This window comes from Paenibacillus sp. B-A-8, assembly GCF_048572915.1.
Classification (GTDB): domain Bacteria; phylum Bacillota; class Bacilli; order Paenibacillales; family Paenibacillaceae; genus Paenibacillus_AQ.
This window is the reverse complement of sequence record NZ_CP183882.1, coordinates 2,739,313-2,763,881: the sequence shown is the minus strand read 5'-3', so window position 1 is coordinate 2,763,881 and position 24,569 is coordinate 2,739,313. Positions and strand designations below refer to the sequence as shown.

21 protein-coding genes and 3 pseudogenes are annotated in these 24,569 nt (G+C 42.7%); 4 read left to right on the top strand and 20 right to left on the bottom strand.

The annotated features are described in order from the left end of the window. Positions 1-53: 53 nt before the first annotated feature. From ACN6MV_RS11875 to ACN6MV_RS11840, 8 genes are all read right to left on the bottom strand, one after another. Complete coding sequence (locus tag ACN6MV_RS11875; RefSeq protein WP_419886416.1) at positions 54-878, bottom strand: hypothetical protein; 825 nt, start codon at positions 876-878, stop codon at positions 54-56. 24 nt (positions 879-902) lie between these two features. Further along, the gene (locus ACN6MV_RS11870) at positions 903-1,484 is read right to left on the bottom strand and encodes a DJ-1/PfpI family protein (protein ID WP_076117760.1); all 582 of its coding nucleotides are present in this window, start codon (positions 1,482-1,484) and stop codon (positions 903-905) included. 16 nt (positions 1,485-1,500) lie between these two features. Next, positions 1,501-2,247 carry a type I methionyl aminopeptidase gene (gene map / locus ACN6MV_RS11865; protein ID WP_042126696.1) on the bottom strand — a complete coding sequence of 249 codons (747 nt, stop codon included), beginning with the start codon at positions 2,245-2,247 and terminating at the stop codon, positions 1,501-1,503. Between the two features lie 32 nt (positions 2,248-2,279). Further along, positions 2,280-3,200, bottom strand: a complete 921-nt coding sequence (locus tag ACN6MV_RS11860) for a hypothetical protein (RefSeq protein WP_042126694.1) — start codon at positions 3,198-3,200, stop codon at positions 2,280-2,282. 265 nt (positions 3,201-3,465) lie between these two features. Beyond that, positions 3,466-4,101: an SGNH/GDSL hydrolase family protein gene (locus ACN6MV_RS11855; protein ID WP_419886415.1), complete on the bottom strand. Its 636-nt coding sequence runs from the start codon at positions 4,099-4,101 to the stop codon at positions 3,466-3,468. 158 nt (positions 4,102-4,259) lie between these two features. Next, positions 4,260-5,438: an NAD(P)/FAD-dependent oxidoreductase gene (locus ACN6MV_RS11850; RefSeq protein ID WP_042126690.1), complete on the bottom strand. Its 1,179-nt coding sequence runs from the start codon at positions 5,436-5,438 to the stop codon at positions 4,260-4,262. Positions 5,439-5,477: 39 nt separating this feature from the next. After that, the gene (locus ACN6MV_RS11845; protein WP_076117762.1) at positions 5,478-5,921 is read right to left on the bottom strand and encodes a DUF1641 domain-containing protein; all 444 of its coding nucleotides are present in this window, start codon (positions 5,919-5,921) and stop codon (positions 5,478-5,480) included. 207 nt (positions 5,922-6,128) lie between these two features. Then, complete coding sequence (locus tag ACN6MV_RS11840) at positions 6,129-6,974, bottom strand: DUF2785 domain-containing protein (protein WP_419886747.1); 846 nt, start codon at positions 6,972-6,974, stop codon at positions 6,129-6,131. 259 nt (positions 6,975-7,233) lie between these two features. Between ACN6MV_RS11840 and ACN6MV_RS11835 the strand changes: the two genes are divergently transcribed. Then, positions 7,234-7,851, top strand: coding sequence for a nitroreductase family protein (locus ACN6MV_RS11835; protein ID WP_042126687.1), 618 nt, complete (start codon positions 7,234-7,236; stop codon positions 7,849-7,851). A 102-nt stretch (positions 7,852-7,953) separates the two neighbouring features. Here ACN6MV_RS11835 and ACN6MV_RS11830 read toward each other — a convergent pair whose 3' ends face one another. The 7 genes from ACN6MV_RS11830 to ACN6MV_RS11800 all read right to left on the bottom strand — a co-directional run bounded on the left by ACN6MV_RS11830 (position 7,954) and on the right by ACN6MV_RS11800 (position 13,285). After that, entirely contained in the window at positions 7,954-8,580 is a 627-nt protein-coding gene (locus ACN6MV_RS11830; RefSeq protein WP_076117766.1) for a hypothetical protein, read from the bottom strand. Then, positions 8,581-9,465: an EFR1 family ferrodoxin gene (locus ACN6MV_RS11825; protein ID WP_419886414.1), complete on the bottom strand. Its 885-nt coding sequence runs from the start codon at positions 9,463-9,465 to the stop codon at positions 8,581-8,583. It abuts the gene before it with no gap. Between the two features lie 134 nt (positions 9,466-9,599). After that, positions 9,600-10,742 carry a DNA polymerase III subunit beta gene (dnaN, locus tag ACN6MV_RS11820; protein ID WP_076117769.1) on the bottom strand — a complete coding sequence of 381 codons (1,143 nt, stop codon included), beginning with the start codon at positions 10,740-10,742 and terminating at the stop codon, positions 9,600-9,602. Further along, entirely contained in the window at positions 10,743-11,012 is a 270-nt protein-coding gene (locus ACN6MV_RS11815) for a hypothetical protein (RefSeq protein ID WP_076117771.1), read from the bottom strand. A 321-nt stretch (positions 11,013-11,333) separates the two neighbouring features. Beyond that, positions 11,334-11,819 carry a DUF3888 domain-containing protein gene (locus ACN6MV_RS11810; protein WP_419886413.1) on the bottom strand — a complete coding sequence of 162 codons (486 nt, stop codon included), beginning with the start codon at positions 11,817-11,819 and terminating at the stop codon, positions 11,334-11,336. Positions 11,820-11,879: 60 nt separating this feature from the next. Further along, a complete protein-coding gene (locus ACN6MV_RS11805; RefSeq protein ID WP_375102652.1) occupies positions 11,880-12,842 on the bottom strand; it encodes a phosphotransferase enzyme family protein in 963 nt (320 codons plus the stop codon). Then, on the bottom strand, positions 12,839-13,285 hold the full coding sequence (locus ACN6MV_RS11800) for a GyrI-like domain-containing protein (protein WP_042126675.1): 447 nt from the start codon (positions 13,283-13,285) through the stop codon (positions 12,839-12,841). Before ACN6MV_RS11800 ends, ACN6MV_RS11805 begins: the two co-directional genes overlap by 4 nt. Before the next feature lie 174 nt (positions 13,286-13,459). Here ACN6MV_RS11800 and ACN6MV_RS11795 point away from each other — a divergent pair. Further along, a pseudogene (locus ACN6MV_RS11795) lies at positions 13,460-14,673 on the top strand (MFS transporter). Between the two features lie 93 nt (positions 14,674-14,766). Here ACN6MV_RS11795 and ACN6MV_RS11790 read toward each other — a convergent pair. Beyond that, positions 14,767-15,483, bottom strand: a complete 717-nt coding sequence (locus ACN6MV_RS11790) for an SAM-dependent methyltransferase (protein WP_042126673.1) — start codon at positions 15,481-15,483, stop codon at positions 14,767-14,769. Between the two features lie 391 nt (positions 15,484-15,874). Further along, complete coding sequence (locus tag ACN6MV_RS11785) at positions 15,875-16,768, bottom strand: LysR family transcriptional regulator (RefSeq protein WP_076117781.1); 894 nt, start codon at positions 16,766-16,768, stop codon at positions 15,875-15,877. Between the two features lie 130 nt (positions 16,769-16,898). On the opposite strand from ACN6MV_RS11785, the gene ACN6MV_RS11780 reads away from it, so the two are divergent. Both ACN6MV_RS11780 and ACN6MV_RS11775 read left to right on the top strand, forming a co-directional pair. After that, entirely contained in the window at positions 16,899-17,639 is a 741-nt protein-coding gene (locus ACN6MV_RS11780) for an SDR family NAD(P)-dependent oxidoreductase (protein ID WP_419886412.1), read from the top strand. A gap of 160 nt (positions 17,640-17,799) precedes the next feature. Continuing rightward, the gene (locus ACN6MV_RS11775) at positions 17,800-18,780 is read left to right on the top strand and encodes a quinone oxidoreductase family protein (protein WP_419886411.1); all 981 of its coding nucleotides are present in this window, start codon (positions 17,800-17,802) and stop codon (positions 18,778-18,780) included. Between the two features lie 87 nt (positions 18,781-18,867). Here ACN6MV_RS11775 and ACN6MV_RS11770 read toward each other — a convergent pair. From ACN6MV_RS11770 to ACN6MV_RS11760, 3 genes and pseudogenes are all read right to left on the bottom strand, one after another. Further along, positions 18,868-19,590, bottom strand: a pseudogene (locus ACN6MV_RS11770) (X2-like carbohydrate binding domain-containing protein); the annotation flags it as partial. A 29-nt stretch (positions 19,591-19,619) separates the two neighbouring features. Beyond that, positions 19,620-22,776, bottom strand: a pseudogene (locus ACN6MV_RS11765) (X2-like carbohydrate binding domain-containing protein); the annotation flags it as partial. Between the two features lie 387 nt (positions 22,777-23,163). After that, complete coding sequence (locus ACN6MV_RS11760) at positions 23,164-24,405, bottom strand: purple acid phosphatase family protein (protein ID WP_419886410.1); 1,242 nt, start codon at positions 24,403-24,405, stop codon at positions 23,164-23,166. Between the last annotated feature and the right edge of the window lie 164 nt (positions 24,406-24,569).

Here is a 24,569-nt window from a genome sequence, read left to right as displayed (position 1 = left end):
CATGTTAAATGTATGTAAAACTATACTTCATAATTCCAATGGAAAGCTGATCCTCATGTCCTCTCCTGTATTGTCAAACTCTTGAGAATCTCCGCTACCTGTAGAGCATACTTCTTACTCAAACGCGACTTACCAAGATTACTCTTCACAATCTTAATAATTCGCTTATCAGGGCTCTTAGCGAATTTCTCCAGCATGGCAAAGCCCGCTTCAGGTTCACTCGCCACAAATACACTTAAGCTGTATTCAAGCCCCTTAGATAATACACGAAAATGCTCAGCGTCCTCATATTGCACTTCCCCACTACCCATATTTTCCATGATTCGAGTAGCTAACTGAAGACAATAAAGCGTATTCACTTTCTTTTTTAAAAGAGGAGGATGCGCTAACGCTGCTACAAAAGCTCTTTGTTCAAGCCCGTTCGCGCCCTCCTCCCACATGTCGATCAGCTGCCTGACAAGGGCAAAACCATCCTCCCCTATACTTTGCAGCGCCATAGCAGACGCTTCACGCATCCTCCATCTGGAGTCGTTCATAGCTGTCTTAATAATGCTCTGTATCGTAATTTTCTGTTCTTCATTAGCGTAGCTGTAATAAGCACCCAGCGCTCTAACCGCACAAAACGGCAGAAACTCACGGGGATCATTCACCCCAGCTTCTGCCTCTGTAAGATTAGCCCAGGAATTAAGAAACTCCCAGTCTGTTTCTGTTAGTTTAGGATGGGCAAAATGTTTGGCAAAATCTCCTGAGAGCTCCAAATTCACTCGTTGCCCGGGAAGGTTGCTCTCCTTCATCAGTAAATCTCTAAGCTGTACCCACTGTTCCTTATCGCTTACCCATTGCTGAAACAGCATAACCTTCATTTTTTGTCCAGCCATCTCTGGTCCCTCCGTTATCTATCTTCAGATTCGAACGATCCCCTGCATCTCATACGGATAATCAATCTGCTTCTTCACCGAATTCATTGCTGATTCACCAGCCAAAGATGAAATTAGATATAAACCTAGATCAATAGAAGTCGAAACTCCACCGCCTGTAATTACATTTCCATCATGTACAATACGGGTCTCCACAACTTCTTCACAATAGGGTCTTAGTAAATCATAAGCAGATGGATGGGTAGTGGCTTTTTTCCCTTCTAACAACCCCGCAGCCCCAAGCAGCAGTGATCCAGTGCAGACCGACACCTTATAAGGAACATTGCGGGCACCCGCAATCCATGAGACAAAAGCTTCATCATAACGGAGTTTCCGTGTCCCCATCCCTCCAGGTACAAATATCATGTCATACTCCGAAAGCTCAGGCAGCACTTTCCCTGCTTTCACAGTGAATCCTAACTCATCCGTCACTTCTTCCGAAGCTGCACATATATCCCACGACAACCCTTCGCCGATTTCAAATTGCCCTAATCGATAAATAACATCATAGAACCCCGCAAAATCTAAGAATGTAATCCCGTCAAAAAGTATAAAGGCGATTTTCACACTCGCACTCTCCTCTTTATGGTTTGGTTAGGATAATAGGCTCACCTTTCGTCACGATAATCGTATGCTCAAACTGCGCTACCCGGCCATTGTCTACAACGCTCAGTGTCCATCCATCCGACTGCTGCTCCACGTAATCTGCTCCGGTAGAGAGGAAAGGTTCAACGGTAATCACCTGTCCCTCTTTTAACACTGTAGTCACTCTAGGATTATAGAAAGGTAAGATTTCAAATGGCTTCTCATGCAGTGATTTGCCAATCCCGTGGCTGCACAGATTACGAACCACTCTATAGCCGCGTTTCCGAGCTTCGAGCTCCATCATTCTGCCAATCTCATTGACCTTCATCCCAGCTCTCAGATGATTGATTACGCTCATCATAGTTTCCTCAGTACTCCGGCACAGACGTAAAATATCCTCATTGTAGGGTGGCAATTGAAAAGAAACCCCCGCGTCCCCATAATAACCATTCAACTCAGCAGATACATCAATATTGATCAAATCACCGGCATTAATCACTCTAGGACCAGGAATCCCATGAGCAACCTCTTCATTTACACTGATGCAGGTGCTGCCTGGAAAATTATACGTTTTCATTGGGGCTGAGGATGCTCCGAATTCCGCTAGAATACCAGCTCCAATCTTATCAAGCTCTGCTGTTGTCATGCCGGGAGTAACTTTCTTTTTCATCTCGGCGATGGTATGTCCTACCACTTTTCCTATGGCTTTTAGTCCTTCTAAATCTTGTATGGTATCACTCGTCATCTATCACACATTCCTCTCACTTCTGGTATGAATCACTTATCTAACTTCTGAAATGCACTTCCATTCCACTGAAAAATATCTTCCATCTGTTTACCCGCTACATTATCGTAATAACTTCTCTTGAAGCTATGGTCATCCACTTTATCAAGCTTTATCGAATACCCCTTAGGACTGCTGATAAATAAATCAGAACCGGATTGGATTGGTAGTTCCTCTATAACGTTATTTTTTCTAAGCGTAAACAACTTGTAGAAGTAACCGTTACTTGACCCGTACTGCCCCAAAGTAAAATCCGGATCGCCGTCGCCATTATAGTCCTCAAACTGAATTTGAAAAAAATCTTTAAATATTATGGGATCCTCAAAATGTTCACTGAGTGGAAAGCTATTCAAAGTTCTCCCTTGATTATCAATAAGAACAAGCCCAAATCTGCCGCTCCAATTCCTTCCCATCAACGGACCTGGTATTGTCCAATCCTCACTGTAGGTTCCATCTAAAAGCTGCAGATTCAAGAATCCAGTTCTATTCGTTAAGGGATAGAGATCATTATGTGATATCGTTACTGGACCTGTAACCTTAACAGAAGACTCCAGCGACTCCGTCTGTTCTATGTTCGCCTGATCTACTGTCCCAAAAATGAGTTTCCTTAATTGGTCCGAATTCTTCACCGGAATAGAGTAGCCCTGACCACCATTCTCAGCTGTAGTAAATACTCCTCTATAGCCGGGCTCATCACCTATTGCTATGTAATAATCCTTCGAGTAGCCATCACCATAAACAAGTTCCATTTTAAATTCAGGGGCCCAATCCAGCTCCCCCGATAATTTATTGCTCTTGTTCATAGCCTCCGCAAGCGTCTTAATCAGAGTAGAGTCCTTCAGTATTAGGGTCTCAAAATGTTCGGGTCGATCAACTTGGTTCTGATCACTAGTTGTTACAGGAGTTAAAGACACTCCGGTGATCCACCTAGCATTAATGAATCCCACGTCATTCTTACATCCGCTTAACAGCGTAACTACTACCAAAGATACAACACACAATAAACGCCGAATACGAACCGCCTCCAATAAAAGAAACATAACCCAATTATAACAGTGTCAATAAATATAACGAAACGACTTTCCTAGCAGTTATAAAAAAAGACTATAACCTGCTCCTTTAATGAGTGGTTCTAGTCTTATAGAATCAAGTGAATTATTTAGAAATACGATCAGACCCTTAAGCTTTATCGGTAGCTCCTACCGTCTTAAGCCAAGCATCTGCAATAAGGGCATGGCCTGCAGGTGATGGATGTACTCCATCCGGAGCCCAATAAGCAGGTTCTGCTTTTACAGATGCCGCAGCAAACAGGCCATCCAGTGGAACAAGCAATGCACCATATTCACGCGCCAGTTCCCGTACAATGTGAATTTTCGGGTCCAGATCCTGGCGCCAAGCTTTACGATCTTCAGGAACAGGCAACACGAATGGCTCTATTAGGACTAATTTAGCAGCGAGCGAATGCTGCGTGCGCTCGATCAGGTCACGATACGCAGCTTCAAATTGTTCAGGCGTTGTTTCCTGACCAGAATCAAAGAGGCGCCAAGTGTCGTTAATACCAATATATATGGACACCCAAGTCGGCTTTAGATTCAGGCAATCCTTATCCCAGCGTTCCTGCAAATCTACAGCACGATTGCCGCTAATTCCGCGATTATAGAATGTAAGGTTCTTCTCAGGATATAAATGCCCCAGACGAGCGGCGATCATCAATGCATAACCTACACCAAGCGATGAAGCATCTTCATAATTACGACCCCAATCCGTTATGCTGTCGCCTTGAAACAGAATGACATCGTTTTGCCGGAATAACATCACGTAATCCTCCTCTATTTCCCTTTGTTAATATTAGCCAATCTATTATAGCAAAAACGAATACTACGTACTAGGATAACGTTTACAATTCATGGTAGAAACCACTAGAGATCAACAAAAAAACCTGCTCAATTCAGAGCAGGTTTTCCAATCATAAATTAATAAGCTAAGCTAAACAATCCTTTAATGTGGGACAAGTAACGAATATTACTGGCTTCCTTCATCAAGGTTGCTGGTAATCCTTTTAGCGGAGTAGAGCTTGCACCAACGATGGCCACACCGTCTTTACGGCCTAAGCTCGCAAGAGTACCTGAGTTGATCGGACTAAAGGATTCAAAAGATTTGTCCTTCAAGTACGCATAAAGATTGTAACCGATCAATTCACCCATTTGCCAAGCGATTTGTGCAGTAGGTGGATATGGACGACCATCCTCAGCAAAGACTACGGCGCTGTCACCAGCAACGAATACGTCTTTGTGTGAGGTGGATTGCAGGAATTCATTTACCGTTGCACGACCACGGTTCACTTCAAGACCGGACTCACCAATCAGTGGATTTCCTTGTACGCCGCCCGTCCATACAAATGTGTTAGCAACAATTTTTTGACCGTCTTTCAAGTCAATTACATTATCTGCTACATTCGTCACAGGTAGACCTGTCAAGAATTGTACACCACGTTTTTCTAAGCTTGCCACTGCGCGTTCGATCAGTGCATCTGGCAATACCGGAAGAATCTTAGGACCTGCTTCAACCAGCATCAGTTTAATTTCTTTAGGATCCACACCATATTTCTTAGTGAGTGTTGGCAACACATCAGCGATTTCACCAACCAGTTCAACACCTGTTAAGCCACCGCCGCCGATTAGAATGCTTGCATCCGCTGGATTTTTAGACTTTGCATATTCACGGATACGTTCGTCAATGTGACGATGAATTCTGTTAGCATCCGCTGCAGATTTCAAGACCATGCTGTATTGCTCAAGACCTGGAATGCCAAAATAAGCTGTTGTGCTTCCAAGACCCACAACCAAAGCATCGTAGGATAATGTCACACCATCAGATAGTGTAATTTGTTTGTTCTCAACAGAAAAAGAATTAACTTTTGCAATTTTCAGGTCGATATCTTTACCTGCAAAAAGCTTAGCTAGCGGCATAGCAACAGCACCTTCTGCAACACTACCCGCTGCAAGACGATGCAATTCTGTAATAATTTGATGAGTAGGATATTGATTAACGACTGTAATTTTAGCTTCGTCTTTCTTTAGGTACTTGCGTACAGTTAAGGCGCTTAGTAAACCACCATAACCTGCTCCTAGAATGACAATATGTTTAGACATGATGTTTCCTCCGTCCTTACGAATGAGATATAAAAAATATTATTTCTGCTGACTGCGTTCGCCGGCAACTTGAAGATAAGCATTTACAAAACGGAAAAGCTTTTGTGCTTGTGGATCTTTCATCATCTTCATTAGACCAAATACACCGATCACATCGCTACTTTCATTCGCACGATCTTGCGCTTCGATCACTGTAGCTGCCATATTCTTCGCAGAATGCACCACAGGTTCAGCAAGCTCTTTAATTGCACTTACCGTATCACTTTTCAAGACTTCATCCGCAGCGACAGTTTGAACAAAGTCATATGACTTTGTGAGCACGCCGACAAGCTCTGTTAATTTTGGCAACTGTTCTACTAAGACAGTTAACGATTCCTGAACTTCAGGCTTCAATAGCTGCTCAAGAACATTCATTTGTTCTTGAGTAACAGCTAATTTTGGTGATTCTTGTTCAGGGGTTGTTTGAGTGATTGTTTCTGACATATCCGAATCTCCTCTGCAAATAAGCTTTGCTGCTTAATAGTAATAAAAAATAATAACTTTTAACGCCATATTTCTATTATAGCACTTATCAAGTTATAAATGTCACAAAGTTTTTGAATTTTTCTAAAGTTTTGTGATTTTTATTACATTAAAATCGATTGATTAAAATTTTCGATATTATTTATATACGCTTAGGTGATTAAATACTTATTGTGTAAATTCATTTAATTTCATCTCCGACTTCAATAAAGCGTTCACCATATCCTGATTCTTCATTGTTGGAAGCAACCTAAAGTAAAGAGAACGAAGGAAATTCTTTGTATTCACACGAGCAACATACTTGTTGCGACTTCTTGGCCACCCACCACATTGCTCCAAGCTGCTGACCCAGTCGACAATTGACTGCTGCGGAAGTAAATGATGATCTATGATTGTAGCTACAATCGTAGCCATCCGCTCATCTTCTTCATCGCTAAATATGTACTGATGATCGTTGTAAAGCATTCTTTGGATGACTGCCAGAACCTCTTCCCTGATTGCAGCATCACTCTCCAAGCACAATACCAGTTCATCCAAGGCATCTGCACCATGCGCTGCAGCGTGTGCCCAGCCTTCTTCTTGCATAAATCCTCGTAAATCTTGTTCTTCCTCATAATATCTAATCAGAGCTTCCTTCACATTTGTAAACTCAGCGCTATCTAAAAAAGCCTTTTCCCTATGCCGCTGAAGAATAAGTGCAACGACCAGCACAGAAAACGTTCTTGTGAACACAGCCTGATCCTCTTTGCTGCCAATGTGATAGAACAAATGCTGCTCGTCAAGGAGAATCAAGAGAAGTTCACGAAGCTCTGCATCACTAAACCATTTTTTCTCGTTCATCCATTTGTAGAAGGTGGAATAGATCAAATCATCTCGCAGCTCTGGCTGTGGATCTCCTATGTACTCAAGCATCAGCTTCACATAATCCCTTATTTTCTCTCCACTTCTAAGCTCATAATCGTTCTCTTCAATTCTTTGCAGGTCTATGATCAACTGCTCTCTAATATCGTTCAACATTCCCACCCTTTCATTAATAAAAGCATTTTTCATATCTTAATATCCTAATTTACATCCTAATATTTTACAACATAGTATTTATTCTTCATACACTCCAAGTACTTAGAAGACTTAAGCTACACGAAGTGAGAATTTAATCATTGACGAAAATAATTAACTGTGCTATTTTGAGTTAGTAACAAATAGTTAGTTTATTTATAAATGTCACTTGTTTATAATTAAAAAGCAAATACATACACATATGGAGGAATAACTCATGAGCACTTTTACAGATTTGATTGAATCCCGTAGGTCTGCGATGAATTTTGTTGAAGGGGTGAAGATCCCTCAGAATGAACTAGAGGAGATGTTCTCTTACGCCAGATTGGCACCATCAGCTTATAATCTTCAACATACAAACTATAAAGTCGTTTCTGATGAGAATTTAAAAGAAGAGATTCGTAAGGCAGCTTACGGTCAATATAAAATACACTCTTCCTCAGCGGTAATTGTGGTACTCGGAGATAAGAATGCTTATCTGAAGGCTCCAGAAATTTACGGAGGGCTCAAAGCTTTAGGGGCGATGAGCCAAGAGGATTATGATGCAGAGATAGAAACGATTAACAATGCTTATTCAGGAAATGATGCTTTTCAAAGAGATGAAGCTATACGGAATGCTTCTCTGTCTGCCATGCACTTCATGCTGATTGCCAAAGATAAAGGCTGGGATACCTGCCCGATGATCGGCTTTGATCCGGAGGCCATTCAATCCACTTTAAATCTACCCGATCATATGGTACCTGTTATGCTGATCACTATCGGCAAAGACAAGAAACATAAAATCAGACCACGCGGCTATCGTAAACCGGTCAATGAATTCGTTGAATTTATCTGAGTATTATAGAAGCATAACAATATTATGACAAAAGCGTTCCATCCGAGGTTTGAATAACGGATGGAACGCTTTTTAATGAGGCTGTGGATCTGAAACCTTTCTTCACTGCTTAGCATACTGAAGAATTGCAATCGCAGCTCGTTCTTGTCGTTCGACATCTTCACTGACTAGAGCTTTCTTCAAAATACCGAGCGCAATAGAGAGTGTCTCTTCATCCACAAGCACTTGATGATTCATCGCTTGCTCTGAAGCATAAGAACCTTTAATCCACAGATCCACACGAGCGCTAGGCATTGGCCCCTTATACTGCTCAGCTACTCCACTATCGCTAAGAAACTCTTTCACTTCTGCGTTTAGGTCGATTATCGGAAGACTATTCAGCCAAGTTACACCTCTTCGATGGCATGTGCCATTGTCTGGCGTATCATATAATTCGTTGTAAAAATAATCGCCAAGATCACCTAGATGTACCCAGTCTCCATCACACACCAGCACATAATCGCCATCCTGCATTGTATTTACGAACAGGTGAATGGCTTGCAAATGTTCTGTAAGCTCCAGCTCACTGTATTGATAAGTATGAAGCAACCGCTCACGCAGCTCCTCTATACTGATGTTCTCCAAATCCCCTATTCCCGGGTAGCCGATACTCACATAATTATCCTCCAAAAATGCAGCCATCAGCTCTATCCCCAGCGGTTTCGATCCTATCTTAAACAGATTCATCATTCAATCCTCCAAGTATTTAATAAAATGCTTGTAATAACCCTTGGTCTTTGGAGTTATAAACCGTCCATCATTCTCAGAATCCTTCATTAGATTATGAAGTTTTGAACCTCCAGTATAGGGATCTACAACACTGGCCTTAAGCCGTGTCGCTTGGATCGCCTTCTGAGGACAAGAATAAACACAACGCATACATAATAAGCAATTTTGACCGAATATAATCCCATCTGCGCTATTGCTAATATTAGAAGTTGGACAGCTTCTAACGCATTTCAAACATCGTGTGCAAGAGTCTGTTGTTCGCAATCCTTTGGCGAAGTATTTCCCCCCTTGATGTTCCTCACAATAATATACCGTTCTCAGAACTCCCTCCAGCACAGGATGAATCCGCAGGTTCCGTGTAATCCGATTCATGATTTCCTCTGCAAATAACTTCACCTTACGCTGAGCGACCTGATATAACTGCTTATTCAATCTATCATCATATTTTATATAAAAATTGCATGGCATCGCCAAAATGGAATTGTGGAAAGGTGTAAATCCCTTCTTACGTAAATAACGAAGTACAGTATTCGAAGCACCGTTATTAATATAATGTGGAGAAGAGGCTGTCTTGAATACAAAAGCCGGAGTTCCATTACAATCAGGTAGCTGTTCTACAAAACGTTCGACAAATCCGGATGCGCCAAAACCTAGAACCGGATGACCAATCCCAATAAGGTCGTAGGATTCATATTCGACAGAACGAGTGCTTTTTAGAACATCTTCCATTCTAAACAAATCTACGTCTTGTCCGCTACTTCTGAGTGCTTCAGTAAATTGCTTAGCAATAATCTCCGTATTTCCAGTACCTGAGAAATAAAATATAGCCGTCTTCGCATTATGCATGCCATCCCCTCCCAGAGCAAATATACCTCATCCCCAGCAAAGAAAGCTGTGAAGTTGAAGTGGGTTTAGGCTAATTCGGACTCAGTTGCAGCTATTCACCCAAATCTACTCAATTATAGTGCATAATCATATCCTCAATCGTGCGTCCTCACAGGAGTAATTAAAAAAAGTGTAGACGAAGATGCGTCTACAGGCAGGATCACCAGCGGCCTTTCTTTGCCCGCGAACCTGATTCTAAGCGTCTCACTATCAATCGCCCGAAGGATGTCCCGGAAATACTTTCCGTTAAATGCTGCTCGAAAATGATCACCTTCTAGATACTCTAAAGGAATCTCTTCTTTTACATCCCCAATTTCTGCAGTCTTGGACACTAAACTTAGCATGTGAGAAGGAAGTACGCTCAGCATAACACTCTCACCAGCCAATATAGAAATACGTTCAACCACATGTAACAAACGTTCTGTCTTAACAATCACTTCGGAAAGGTATGCTTTCGGGATTAAATTATTGACAGAGGGATAGGTTCCTTCTAGAAGGGCAGACTGAACCCTCAATCCATTAGAAATAAATCTGATTTGCTTAGGCCCTATTTCTAATTCGGTGCTGCTGCCTGAATCATCGTTTAATATTTTTAAAAGATCCTCCAGGGTGCTGCCCGGAATTACAACATCCAAAGGAATTGCACCGTAATCTTCTACGCTTTCAACAACATGTTGGGCGAGGCGGATGCCATCAGTGGCGACTACACGAATATTTCGCCTATCAATTTGAAGAGATACTCCTGTGAGCACAGGTCTGGTTTCCGATGAAGAGACCGCAAAAACCACTCTTTTAAATATTTGCTTCAAGAGAGTGTTATTCATACTTATCCTTTGAATGTTTGGATGATCTATGTATTGGATTCTCGGAAACTCTGCCGCATCCATTCCACATAAACGAAATTGAGTGTTCCCAGATTGAATGTTTAGCATCAATGACTCTGCGATTTTCAGCCTAATAAGTCCAGGATCAAGCTTACGAATGATCTCATAAAAATAACGGGCGGGAACTACGATCTCACCTGTGTTGTGTACAACCACCAAATCCCTCTTCACAGGGAGCTTATATTCAATGGTCATTCTTATATTGCTCGCCGTTATTATCAGCCCCTCAGTTTGCGCCTGAATAAGTATTCCTGATAGAACACGTGAGGAGCTATTCGCGGATATGGCTTTTGATACTGCCTGTAATGCGGTACTAAGAGAATCTTTTGATACATGGATTAGCAAAGACTTCACCTAACTCTCCTTAGATTCCTTTACAAAATGTGCCTCAATAATGTTCCGAAATACTTGGGAGCGAGATGCGTTCTGTTCCTCACAAGCCTGCTCTATCTCCTGCCAAACGTCCTCAGATAACGTCAATGATACCTTTTTAGTTATGCCAGTGCTTTTTCTACCTGCTCCTTCCCGAAGACCTCCCCTTGTAAAAAGAAACCCTAATTGCCCGTCTTTTGTAGCTAAACCTACTTTGACTTTATCCTCATCTTCGAATTTATGATCACTCATTCCCTCGCACCTTCTTTTTTTGATTTTAGTAACTTAAATCAATATACCTGCTATTTTCATAATATCATAATCGCCATTATTCCACCATCATTCAAAACATAAAAAAACACCCCAAGATCGGAGTGTGTGAATTGCACTTTATACATCTATATTTATACATTGTGCTGCCCGAGCGATGTAAGTGTATTCTCTGCAACTAAAAGCGACTAAGCAGCTTATTTCCTCTCACTTATCATCTCCCAAAGACTCCCTTCCCTACTGCTCCGATCATCTATATCCCAGAGCTCCCTACTCATGATAATATCTTACCTCACAACCGCACTATCTTAAGATATTCTGATAATTTGGCGGGAAGTCTGACTTATTGGGGTCTTTTAGATGCTTGAACGATTCAAGCTTTACCTTAGGACCAGAAGAAATTCTAAAAGTCATGGTATCTTCTCCAACTGAAATATGTGGACCTACTGTAGGATATACGTTAAGTGTAATCAAGAAATCAAACCCACGAAAACCATTGATCCGCTTCACCTCAGTCACATCCACAAAGTAAGGATAAACCATTGGCGATTCTCTCAAAAGTGGCGCATAAATTTCAACGATTTTTTTGTCAATATAGGGTGATAGAAATGTCATTAACATGTCTTGAAACATGAGTTCGCGCGAATCCTGATCTGGAAGCTTCGGTCCCGAATCAGATCTGGACGGAGCCTCGGCTTGCGATTGAACCAACCCATTAGCGGAGCAAGGTTGTTGCCCCAGAAAGAGCAAAACTGCGATAAGAAGAGGAGCAATCCAGCTTTTTTTCATCAAAACAGCCTCCTTAGGGAACTTTTTATAAATTCCCCAAAGAGGCCCTATTTTTATACGTTAAATCTCAATTGTATTAAAAAGAAAGGGATCTCCCTTCAGATAATTCCTTAGAATCGCTTGCGCATAAGGCTGTTCTGCTTTCAGTCCGTCGGTTTCTCTAGGATCGGGTGCGTGATGGCAATAATTCTCGATCATGACCATGACCGTAAAATGCTCTAAAGTCTGCAACCACTCCCCATCAAGCTTGCCAATGCTCTCGTAGCCCTTAATGACCAGCTCTCTTTGTAAGGGATACAGTCCTAGTATAGTGTGTGCCACGTCATAAAGATAATATCCCCAGCCACATCTTCCAAAATCAATCGGTCGAGGTTCCCCCTCTTTAAAGATGATATTCCCTTGATGTAAATCACCATGGATGACCCCATAAGTCCTTCTGTTCTTATATTTATGCTGCTTGCTTAACCAGACGTATAATTTCTCAGCCGCAGACTGATACAGCAAGAACTCTTCCTCTGTAAGAAAACTATGGTAGTGCAGTTTTAAACGGAGCATTGCTTTTCTAAAACTATGTTCATCCCAAACAGGACGATTAAAGCCTGGGGGTAACTCAAGCTCTTGCGCCGCTTTATGTAGCTTCGCTAATAATACACCTTCTTTATAAATTTGTTCTTCATTAAATCCTTCATTCGCATGTTCACCTTCAACCCAGCGCATTAACGATGCATATACGCCGTCCCCATTACCTTGCTCCACTTTGAACGTGACAGAACCTGTGCGATCATGCACGCCTTTTGGCAGAGGTACATCCATTTTGCTCTTCAAAAGCTCCAGCCACGCGATTTCAGAGTTAATTTCCTCTTTTGACCTCCCCGAATGAAGACGCAGCAAGAAAGTTCCCTCTTTATTAGTCTCTATTACAAAAGTGCAAGTGTCCGATCGTTGATTGAAACGAATCTGCGTCCAATCGAGATCAAAGTGCTGGAGCGCCATTAAAGCTGCTTGCTTATAATTATTTCTCATCGCAATGGAATGTACACATCAACCTCATCAGGCCACGTAGAATTAGCAAACTGGTAGATTTCTATAGCCAATGCACGATCATTACTCTGCAAATCATTATTCCTCACATAACTATGAAGTTCATCATAGGGATCACCTTTGGATCTTACATGAGCATACTGATGAGCCGGGATTGCAAAACCAAGCATGCCCTCAGGAACATTTGTGAGCTCCTCCACTTCCATACAGATCATATAAGTAAATAAATTTTCGGTAGAAAAATGTGGGCTAAGATAACGTTCAGCGTGAATGATATGGCTGATTTCATCTTTTCTTCTATTAAATTCTTGCTTCATCGCCTCTACTCTTTCCGGATCGTGTCCTACAAAAGAAGAAGTAATACTTAAACCCACCAGCTTCATTTCCGGTAATTCGAGTACTCGGACTTGGCCTTCAACCAGCATGAATAATCCATCCCTTCAATGATGATTTAAAATGAAAAATATTTGAAATAAATATTTCTCTTGAAAATATTTTCAGAAAACTAAATAATATAAAGCAGTACTACATGTCGGATCTATCATCTTAATAAGGGTGGAGCTTCATTACAGACAGAAGAAAGGTTGAACATCGGCACCATGAACGCAATTCCAAACCTCAACAAGGAACCAGCCCGTGTGGAAAAAACACGCAAAGAACCTTTTCCCATCTCTATTCTTTCGCTTACGGTAGGCGCTTTTGCGATTGGAATGACTGAATTTGTCATTATGGGTATTTTACCAAATGTAGCCAAGGATTTACAGGTTAGTATTTCAATTGCAGGCCAGCTTATCACGATGTATGCCCTTGGAGTAGCCGTCGGTGCGCCGATCCTAACCATCCTTACGCAACGAATCCCGCAAAAGAAACTGTTATGCCTGCTCATGGTATTATTTATTCTAGGCAACGGAATCTCTGTGTTTGCTCCAAACTATGCCGTTCTTATGGTAGCTCGTATCATTACAGCTTTAACACATGGGACTTTCTTTGGCGTTGGGGCAGTGATCGCTTCTAATCTGGTCAAGCCCAATAGGCGGGCCGGAGCCGTATCCATTATGATGGCTGGTCTAACATTGCTAATATCGTCGGTGTCCCTCTAGGAACATTTATTGGGCAAAATATGGGCTGGCGCGCCTCATTTGCTGCGATTGCAGTCATGGGAGTCGCTGCGCTAATCGGCATTCTTATTTTCATACCAAAGATTAAACAAGACAAACCTGCTAGTGTAATCCAACAAATTTCTGCGCTAGCTAATCCTAAATTGCTTCTATTCTTACTGATCGGTGCGCTTGGTAACGCCAGCTTGTTCACAGTGTTCACTTATATAGCGCCACTGCTAATGGAAGTTACCGGCTTTGCCGAGCATAGTGTGACATGGATTCTAGTTCTCTTCGGCTGTGGTGTTACCATCGGGAATATCGTTGGCGGGAAGCTTGCAGATTGGAAGCTGATGCCTTCTATTGTGGGACTTTATTTCGCGGTTAGCGTCATTCTTACGATCTTTTCCTTCACAATGCATAGTCCAGTAGCTGCGGTCATCACAATATTCTTCTGGGGTATGGTGTCCTTCGCGGTCATGCCAGGATTACAAATACGAATCATGAGTCTGGCTCAAGCCGCTCCTGCACTTGCTTCTACAACCAGCCACTCGGCAGGGAATCTCGGAAACGCAACAGGTGCCTTCATTGGTGGATGGGTCATTTCTCATCTGGCAATTACTTCGCTGCCATGGGTCGGTGCGGTTCTGGTAGGACTCGGTCTGGTACTTGGTATTGCTTGTTATGTAGCAGAACGTAAAGAGAAAATGGCGTAAATTTTTTATAGGACTATATTTAAAAACGAGGGTGTCTCCCAAGCGATGAAAATGGCTTAGGGATGCCCTCGTTTTTATTTTAACAAACTATAGCTATCTATTATCTTGTGGCTTCATTCTTCTAATGCTTAGCATCTGATTTGCCCCTTTTTGAAATTCATAAGGAACCTCCATCTCCTCCACAGCGAAACCTTGGTGAACCATCTCAACGATAAGGCGATCTAAATGCTCATATCTTTTGCAACACAGATCAACTAAAGGGAAAATACGAAGCTCTCCCCTCGTCACCCGCATAAGTTCATTAACGGTCCTTAGATGAAAATCATAGTCCAGCCGATCACTATACATAAACAGGAAGTGTGCAGACAACGTCAGATCAAAAGCCTCATCATTAAAAGGCAGATCAGGTAAAACCACAGGAATATATCGCTCCGGGGTTTGTCTCCGATCATTGGTGTTATCGTTCAAAGCCCTATTCCTCGCTTGTGTAAGATCCGCTATAGACCCGAAGTAGTCCCACACAAAGTTACCTTGTACCTTTTCCAGTTCAGACATAGCATGCTCGATATCTTGAATACCTTTGTCTGCAAGCTCATCCGCAGAGTAATAATAAGCAATATCGGCAGCCGTTACCTCACTCCCGAGCTGATTCGATATCGCTGTAAAAGAACAGGCACCCGCAGGACAGTCCAAAATCCGCCCGCCCATAAGATCCGCCTCTTTCAAATTGAACATCTGCAAATATTCCTCAAAGGTCCTTCCTATAAAAACAATCCTCTCCAACTCAAGCTTTCCCTCTGCTCCGCTCATCTCATCTCACCTTTCCTCATCTCGGCTAATAGGCTCACTTTTTACTTCTGTTTAAATATATGAATAAGATAATCTATAAGAAGTCCTAAAATTAGGAACGTTCCAAAATGAATGAGATACGTGGGAAATCTGACGCTAATTAATATACTGCTGGCAGCCCATTCTGTACTATTAACATCAACCATCCAGTTTGCAAAGGGCTTCGTAAAAATCAGCGTATCTATAATGGGATTAAGTCGTACAAGAATGATGTTTGCGATCTCAATCCCCAAATAATCGCACAGACAGATGATGATACTAATAATCGAAAACCAGAAACTGAATTTTCTCCTTAAAAACATCAAGCACCGCCCTTTCTATTTTTTCCTAATACATACAATTCGTTTAAAATTCAAAATATCCTTGTCGAGGTTAATTCCTGCTTTAAAAAATGATACAATCTGGAGCTCGCAAGCTTGAGTGGATAATCCGAAAGTTTACATAGGATACCGCAGGTCATATCAATCACCCTTCCCTCCAGCTTCCGTACCACCGTTCCTGCAAGTGCCGGTTTCAGCACAATCTCAGGGACAAGAGCGACACCTAAACCACTTTCCACAAAATATTTCAGAGCCGTCATGCTACCAATCTCCATAGTATCTAATGGTGCTCCGCCTGATTCCTGCAGCACACTTTCTAATTTTTTGCGATAAGGACAGTTCACTGCCGTTATAAGTAATCGATGATCCCGTAAATCCTCTGGCGTGATACCCTCCTTGGAAGCAAGGGGATGCGCTTCTGGCATAAGTAACACAAATTCCTCTGCAAATAAGGGTTCAAAATAAAGCTCCTTACCCAGCTCTGGTCCGGAACAAACTGCCATATCAATTTCGCCTCGCAAAAGTAGTTCACTGAGTGCTCCGGTTCCCGCAATCTCCACAGAAACTTTTATTTTCGGAAACCGCGTCATAAAACTGCTTAACAGCTGCGGCAACCGATAGCTCGCCGTAGGATCCGTTACCCCTATGCGGACGTTGCCAGCCTCGCCTATTTTTAAATCAGCCAACTGACTCTGAAGCCGCTCCATATCCTTAACAATATGTAAGCTCTGTTCATAAAACAATCTACCCGCATCGGTTAAGCTAATTTGTTTTCCACGCTCAAGCAGTTGACAGCCTAAGTCGGATTCAAGCCTCTGCATTTGCATCGTAACAGTCGATTGGGCATAATTCAATTCTTCTGCTGCACGGTTAAAGCTTCCTGAAATCACGATGGTTTGAAAGGTTTTTATTGTTTTTAGATCCATTCTAGTGACCCCCGCCATTCAGTTCAAATAAATTGAACCAAACCTTCATTTAATTCAATTATACGAAATCCAATATTCACTATAGAATACTCTATATCAAACACATATGCCAACCTAAGGAGTGAATGAGATGGATCTTAACAATAAAGTAGCATTAGTAACTGGTGGAGGTACTGGAATTGGCAAGGCTGTAAGCTTGGAATTAGCCCGACGCGGAGCCCGTGTGGCAGTGAACTATTCTAAATCCGAGGTAGAGGCCAAAGAAACGGTGAATATGATTGTAAATCAAGGGGGGCAAGCCATAGCAGTACAAGCTGATGTTTCTAAGGATCAGGAAGTACGGAGTATGGTGAATTTGATCATTCAGCATTTTGGAACGGTAGATCTGCTGGTGAATAACGCTAGTATTACTAAACATATTGCGCTAGGTGATCTGGAAAAAGCTACGGAAGAGGTATGGGATGAACTCTATGATGTAAATGTGAAAGGCATGTTCTTCTGCGCCAGAGCAGTGGCGCCGTATATGAACAAAAGTACCTCAGGCGCCATCGTCAATCTCGGCAGTATCGCCGGACAAACCGGCTTAGGCTCTTCCCTTCCTTATGCGGTCTCCAAAGCTGCTGTTCATGGTCTTACAAAATCTTTAGCCCACGCCCTGGCTCCTAATATTAGAGTTAACTGTGTCGCTCCGGGAGCTGTTGCTACCAGATGGTGGTCTGGTCGAGAAGAACAAATGCATAAATTAGCGCCTAATTTACTGCTCCGGCGTATTTCATCCACTGAGGATATCGCTCAATTCGTCTGCGCAACACTGGAACAGGAAGCAATGACCGGACAGATCATTACGGTAGATAGTGGTCAAACGTTATAACAACTAAAAGGGCTTTTATACGAGTCTAGCAAGGAAAACCGTCAGTTTTGGTCTTTTGCATGATATATATATATCATTTTGATATTTTTCCCTCTAAGTTATATGATTGTATATAAAACAAAACTAAGTTTCATAAGATGAAACAAAGGAGGAGTAAATATTGAAAGCAGTTATTGTTGATAAGTTCGGTTCAATAGAGAATATGAAGTATGCAGATGTTGAGATGCCCTCAATAAACTCGAATCAAATCCTGATTCGTGTACAAACAACAAGTGTCAATTTTGCCGATATTAAAGCCAGATTGGGAAATAAGGGACAAGGAAAACTACCATTTATACTAGGCTTAGAAGCATCCGGTATTATTGAAAAAATCGGCAATGATGTGAAGTCTTTTTATATAGGTCAACGCGTATTAGCTTTTCCTCATCATGGATCGTATGCAGAATATGTGGTTGCCGACGAGAACTTAACTTTCGCAATTCCTGATGGTATTCCTTTTGAGATTGCTGGGGCTTGTGGAATTGTATCTTTCTTATCCTACAAACTCCTAGCGGATATTGCTAAGTTGCAAAAAGGAGAAAATATTCTCATCCACTCTGCTTCTGGCGGGGTAGGAACTACTGCAATCCAAATAGCAAAAGCATTAGGTGCAAATAATATAATTGGAACCGTAGGAAATGAAGAGAAAATACCCATGGCATTAAATGCAGGAGCAGATCATACGATTTGTTATGCAAATGGTGAGTTTGCTGAAAAGGTAAATGAATTAACAGATGGAAAAGGTGTAGACATCATCTTAGATTCAGTTGGTGGGGATATCACTGCACAGAGTTTGAAATGCCTTGCCCCTATGGGTCGCCTAGTTATATTCGGAAATTCTAGTGGCAGATATGGACATGTACAAACCAATGACCTTCATGCAAGTTGCCGCTCCGTTCTTGGATTTAGTTTAGGAACTATAAGAAAAGAACGTCCTGAAATTTTAAAAGACACGGCCGTTCAAATCTTCCGTTTGTTAGAAAATGGACAGCTAGACATTAAAATTAGTGCAAGATTCCCTTTAAGCGAAGCATCCTTAGCACATCAATTCGTTGAAAATAGAAACAGCACTGGTAAGGTGTTACTTTATTTGGAGAACTAATTAATGCATGTTCAAGGTTCAATGAAACGCAAAGACCGAACAAGGAATAACTTGTTCGGTCTTTGCTCAAATGATTTAAAAGATAGATTAGTTAGGTTCACTACCCCAAATCAGATTTCCTGAGACGTAAGCTGGCGCTTTAGTCCAGTCCACATAATTGGTATCCACTGCATTAAAGGAGTAATCACCGGTTTGAGTGTAATTCGTCCAGTCATTTTTAGACACACGCACCTGAATATCGATACTTGCACCAGCAGCAAGTGAACCCGCTGCACTTGTGAATCCGACCTCCAAATAATAATCCGCATCCGACTTAGCGGTTGGTAGCTTCACAAACGTTCCAGTTACATTCGCGCTTCCGACCTGCGACCAATCACAGAAGAAGCTTTGCGGCTTTTCTTCATCAATTGTGTAATAGTATCTTAATTTCACATCAGAGAGCGTAATTGCGCTTGTGCTCGTGTTCACCAGCTTGAACTTTGGATTCAACGTATTTCCGGAAGCAGACAATGATCCGTTATACATCTGTACCTTTAGTGCTGCTGACGGAGCTACTGTCGTATCTGAAATGGTGACAACCAAGGATTGTGTGGCCCCTGCACTAAACTCAAAAGTCAATGTGGTCGTTCCTACTGCTTGCGTTGCCAGATACGACTTTTTAATCGTCACAATCGATCCGCTGATCACATAATCTGTTCCCGCTACGAGATTGGCTGTTCCATTTTTGATCGTGCTCAGCGTATTTCCGTTCAACGTCAGCGTTACTGCGACGTCTGCTTGATTCGCTGTTTTCTTGTCAAAGCCTGCGGTTGTTGGCGTTATCGTTGAGTTGGATACGGGTGTTGTCGTATCCGATACCGCAATCGTTAAGGATTGAGTAGCTCCCGCGCTAAAGCTGAACGTCAGCGTGGTCGTTCCCACCTCTTGCGTAGCTAGATAAGACTTCTTAATCGTCACTGTCGATCCGCTGACCGTGTAATCTGTCCCAGCGACTAATGTTGCTGTTCCGTTCTTGATCGTGCTCAACGTATTTCCATTGAGCGTCATAGTTACTGCAACGTCTGCTTGATTCGCTGTTTTCTTGTCAAAGCCTGCGGTTGTTGGCGTTATCGTTGAGTTGGATACGGGTGTTGTCGTATCTGATACCGAAACCGCCAACGATTGTGTAGCTCCCGCGCTAAAGCTGAACGTCAGCGTGGTCGTTCCCACCTCTTGCGTAGCTAGATAAGACTTCTTAATCGTCACTGTCGATCCGCTGACCGTGTAATCTGTCCCAGCAACCAATGTTGCTGTTCCGTTCTTGATCGTACTCAGCGTATTTCCATTGAGCGTCATAGTTACTGCAACGTCTGCTTGATTCGCTGTTTTCTTATCGAAGCTTGCTGCTGTCGGCGTTATCGTGGAGTTGGATACAGGTGTTGTTGTATCCGATACCGCAATCCCTAAGGATTGCGTAGCTCCCGCGCTAAAGCTGAACGTCAGCGTGGTCGTTCCCACCGCTTGCGTAGCTAGATAAGACTTCTTAATCGTCACTGTCGATCCGCTGACCGTGTAATCTGTCCCAGCAACCAATGTTGCTGTTCCGTTCTTGATCGTACTCAGCGTATTTCCATTGAGCGTCATAGTTACTGCAACGTCTGCTTGATTCGCTGTTTTCTTATCGAAGCTTGCTGCTGTCGGCGTAATGGTTGATCCTGTAACGGGTGCATTCACAGGATCTGCATACAAGGTACCTCGGCCATTCGTTCCGAGATACACACGTCCATAAATTCTTGGGTCACCAGTAATCGCCATATTGATTTTGGCATATTGGTGGGCATCGTCATTAATACGAACCCATGTTGCGCCAACATCATCAGAACGGAAGACGCCCCGCACGCCATCAATCTTCGCTACCGTGTACAGCGCCATGTAAGTTTGACCCGGCGCAGCCTTTCCATAACCGATCAGATCAGCTTCTTGTACATTTGTTAATTTCGTAAAGCTCGCACCAGAGTTCGTGGAGTGCCACAAACCATATTTATTCTCTGTCGTGTTCCCTCCAGCAAACCAGATGTCGCCTTCAATGCCCGGTACTGCCTTCATGCTGATCTGAGCTTCATTCGGCTGTAATCCAGCCACATCATTGGTTGGGAACCCTGAAGCTGAAGTGGCCGTAAATGTAGCTCCGCCATCCACACTAACATAGAAGATTCCAGCAAAGAATCCGTAGAATTTGTTTGCATTCACTCGATCAGATGCTACTTTTGCTCCAGCAGGTAAACCGGCGCTTGCCGTCCAAGAATTACCTGAAGTTTTGGAGTAGTACACACCAATATCCGAGGTGCTCCACAGAATGGAGTTACCACTCGCAGATACAGCTACTTGTCCATGCCCCACCGTTGTTTTGTTTCCATTGGACGGTTCGGAATTTGGCATGTACCAGTTCACTCCACCATCATTAGAGATACCGATAGACTTCATGCTTGGGGATTTTTCTTTATCCGCACTCCCTACCCGAACCATGTAGGAGGGGCTCAGCTCAGCATAATCAATACTCATCGTTGTTGCCCATGAAGGACTGGTCTGGAATTTAGTTGGAGCTACCGACAAATCCTCATGCCGGAAACCAGATACGTCACCAAGCGCAGTGATCAAATGGGACGTTCCAGTTGGCGGGCTTATCAGGCCTAATACTGCAGTTTCCTCCACACCCTTTGCCATAACAGAGATATTTACCTTGCCTCCGGTATCCCATGAGGTCAAATTGTTTGAGCCATAAATAGTGGCCCCCGTACCATACATCATCCGGTTAGAGTTGAAAGGATCAATTTCCAGGTCGCCCATCATCCAGCCCAGTTTTGGTGATGGATCAAGAGAGGTCGAAGTCGTTCCATGATCGAGCCAAGGTGCTGCTGTGATATCCATACTGAACTTATAAGTTCGTTCTGGATAATTACCCCAATCCCAAATTCGGCTCCATGTTGCACCACCGTTCGTACTGCGGAAAATCACTTCATCAGGCCACCAAGCGTTTAAACTGGATACCATCACTGTGTTAGGATTCTGTGCATCCACCGCCAAACCACCGAAGCCATACCAATTATCCGTTCCGGTTGAAGGGCTGATGTTCGTCCATGCACCGCTTGTTTTATTGAATTTCCAAACTTCACCTTTACTTCCGTCATAAGGACCTACACCATTGCTATAAGTTATATACAGATCACCTGTAGAGGAAAGCACACCATGATGTGGCAAGTATCCTGTAGGTTGTCCAGCCAGAGCTGTCCAAGTCGCGCCTCCATCAGTGCTCCTATATACGCTGCTTGCTGTATCGGCAACCCCTACATATATCGTTTGAGTCGCATTGCCAAGCGTTCCTGTACTTTTATCGAATGTAATCCAGGATAAGCCGACGAGATCATTTCCATAATCCAATGTCGGGTTCTGAATATATGTTCCTACATTCGTAAAGGAGGTTACCTTCGACCAAGTAACACCGGAGTCCGTACTTTTCCAGAGCCCATTACCACTTCTTGCTCCGAAGAATAAAATATTATTCTTATTCGGGTCGATCACAAGGCGTTCACCCGCAGATCGGCCCGGCATATTCCCACCTACTTTAAAAGGCAGTGGAGTGGTTTGCCAAGTGTTACCCCGGTCATTAGAGCGCATAATCTGACCGTTATTATCCCAGGAGTTAGTATAAGTACCTGTTGCCATATACACTTTGTTCGGATCAATAGGATCTGTAGCAAGGGCATCTACACCATTTTTATTCCAATCGACCCAGCCCACGGAGTCACTAATTGAAGTCCAGCTAGATGTAGCCTGATTCCAGCGATAGGCACCCCCGATATCTGTTCTGGCATAGATTAAATTGGGTTCGGACTGATTAAAAATAATACCGGGTACAAAGCCACCGCCTGCTCCCGTTACAACGCTCTTCCAATTGTAAGGTTCACTTGCGGCCGCATGAGTAGTAGCTGGGAATGCAGAGAATAAAGAGCCTACCATCGCGCCAAGCAGGATTAACAATCCAGTTTTTCGGATACGATTACGAATCACGTTTTACGCCTCCTACAATTTTATTGGTTTGCTTTTGCTTTCCTCCTACTCTGTATCCCTGCTTCTTCCCTCCCCACTAAACATGACTAATTAAAATTTACTGATAACGCTTTCATTATAATGGTAATGTTTTTCATTATCGAGAGAAAATGGTTGTATTTTTATGAAGTTTGTCTTTAAAAATCGTACCATTTTCACACTACAGATTACATTTCACAAACACAGCCATCTTCCCACTCACGTTTGCTCTCAAAACCAACTTAGGAATAGCTCCTCAAATCAAAAGAATCTCAAAAAAGCCTTCTCCACCCTAAGGGCGAAGAAAGCTGCTATTGCTTAATGCGTGAGCACAAATTCATCCAACATCTTCCCATCCACATCATAAGCCTGATAGGTCAAAGTATTACCGGCAACACTAATCCCCGCGAACATTTGCTTGTAGTTTTGAAAATGTACTGCATGATAGAACTGATCTTCTTTTTTCTCATTAAACTTTCCACCAGAAGCATTGGTTACAACATATACCGTACCTTTTTTAGCACCTACCGGATTCTCACCTTCAGGAATGATTTTTCCAGCCCGTAACGGGTAGGATCTGGAGTACTCATGATTATGACCCTGCAGTACCAAATCAACCTCATACACGTCAAAAATATCCGTCCAATCTTCAACCTTCTTATATGAATTCCCCCCGTATGCCGGACGGTGCATCGCAACGATCTTCCATTCCTTATCCGTGCCCTTTAAATCATGCTTCAGCCACTCGGCTTGCTTTTTTAAATTACTCTCCGTATTCAATACAGATACATGCACAGGACCATAATCGAAAGAATAAGAAGTGCCTGCAATAGAACCCTTTGCCCCGTTATCAGGCAGGTTGAAATGGGAAGTAAAGTCTGTCGCATCTCCATCCACCTCATCATGATTTCCTGTAACAGGCATTAAGGGTATCCCAGAAATCAAGCTTTGCACGTCCCCAAAAAATTGATCCCAGCCCGCCGAATCCTCCGGGTTCTCCGTCAAGTCACCATTATGAACAATAAACTTGGCCTCTGGAAAGGTCTGAAAAGCTTTGCTCAATGTCTTCCCCCACAGTTTAAAATCATTCGCACTTTCCCCTTGGGAATCCGTAACGTTGATAAATGTAGCACTGTCTAGTCCTCTCTCTTCCGTGGTGAATTCGGAAACTGTACTCCATTCCCCCTCAACACCGCTACCCACTCTGTAAGAATACATCGTCCCAGGCTCAAGTCCCGTAACCTCCGCTTTATGAACACCTCTTGTACCATTGTCTGTTTTTATTGAGCTACTATCTGCTTCTACCCTTAATACATCCGAATTTGCAAAAGAAGAACTCCGTCCCTTGACCAACTCCAGAACTCCTGAAGTATTGGAATCGTTAGTATACCAAGTGAAAGCACGTCTCGTTCCAGCATCTCCTTTAAAGGTGGTAACAAGATCATACGGGGTTGATGATTTTGCGGAGCTCCCGGATTTGGACCACTCCATCCCAACAGCCACCAAGATCAATACAATCACTACTAGCCCTAGGATAATGGCGAATTTATAGTCTTTCATCACGGCTCCTCCTTCATTTCTCTCTCTAGTCTTCTAACTAAGATAGCCTTCCAGAAAGTCAGAAGTCAAATCTATACCTCCATACTTTTGTTAACGCAGTGTAAAACATTCAGCTAACATTCAGTCTATTTTAAGTTAAGCATAAGGTCTGTCTCCTAGAATTA

Coding starts and splice junctions, on each gene's coding strand:
- ACN6MV_RS11835 (WP_042126687.1), top strand. CDS start 7,234: ATGAGCACTTTTACAGATTTGATTGAATCCCGTAGGTCTGCGATGAAT.
- ACN6MV_RS11810 (WP_419886413.1), bottom strand. CDS start 11,819: ATGAAAAAAAGCTGGATTGCTCCTCTTCTTATCGCAGTTTTGCTCTTT.
- ACN6MV_RS11800 (WP_042126675.1), bottom strand. CDS start 13,285: ATGCTGGTTGAAGGCCAAGTCCGAGTACTCGAATTACCGGAAATGAAG.
- ACN6MV_RS11855 (WP_419886415.1), bottom strand. CDS start 4,101: ATGTTATTCCGGCAAAACGATGTCATTCTGTTTCAAGGCGACAGCATA.
- ACN6MV_RS11845 (WP_076117762.1), bottom strand. CDS start 5,921: ATGTCAGAAACAATCACTCAAACAACCCCTGAACAAGAATCACCAAAA.
- ACN6MV_RS11780 (WP_419886412.1), top strand. CDS start 16,899: ATGGATCTTAACAATAAAGTAGCATTAGTAACTGGTGGAGGTACTGGA.
- ACN6MV_RS11850 (WP_042126690.1), bottom strand. CDS start 5,438: ATGTCTAAACATATTGTCATTCTAGGAGCAGGTTATGGTGGTTTACTA.
- ACN6MV_RS11760 (WP_419886410.1), bottom strand. CDS start 24,405: ATGAAAGACTATAAATTCGCCATTATCCTAGGGCTAGTAGTGATTGTA.
- ACN6MV_RS11790 (WP_042126673.1), bottom strand. CDS start 15,483: ATGAGCGGAGCAGAGGGAAAGCTTGAGTTGGAGAGGATTGTTTTTATA.
- ACN6MV_RS11785 (WP_076117781.1), bottom strand. CDS start 16,768: ATGGATCTAAAAACAATAAAAACCTTTCAAACCATCGTGATTTCAGGA.
- ACN6MV_RS11830 (WP_076117766.1), bottom strand. CDS start 8,580: ATGATGAATCTGTTTAAGATAGGATCGAAACCGCTGGGGATAGAGCTG.
- ACN6MV_RS11875 (WP_419886416.1), bottom strand. CDS start 878: ATGGCTGGACAAAAAATGAAGGTTATGCTGTTTCAGCAATGGGTAAGC.
- ACN6MV_RS11815 (WP_076117771.1), bottom strand. CDS start 11,012: ATGAGTGATCATAAATTCGAAGATGAGGATAAAGTCAAAGTAGGTTTA.
- ACN6MV_RS11805 (WP_375102652.1), bottom strand. CDS start 12,842: ATGAGAAATAATTATAAGCAAGCAGCTTTAATGGCGCTCCAGCACTTT.
- ACN6MV_RS11825 (WP_419886414.1), bottom strand. CDS start 9,465: ATGCATAATGCGAAGACGGCTATATTTTATTTCTCAGGTACTGGAAAT.
- map (WP_042126696.1), bottom strand. CDS start 2,247: ATGACGAGTGATACCATACAAGATTTAGAAGGACTAAAAGCCATAGGA.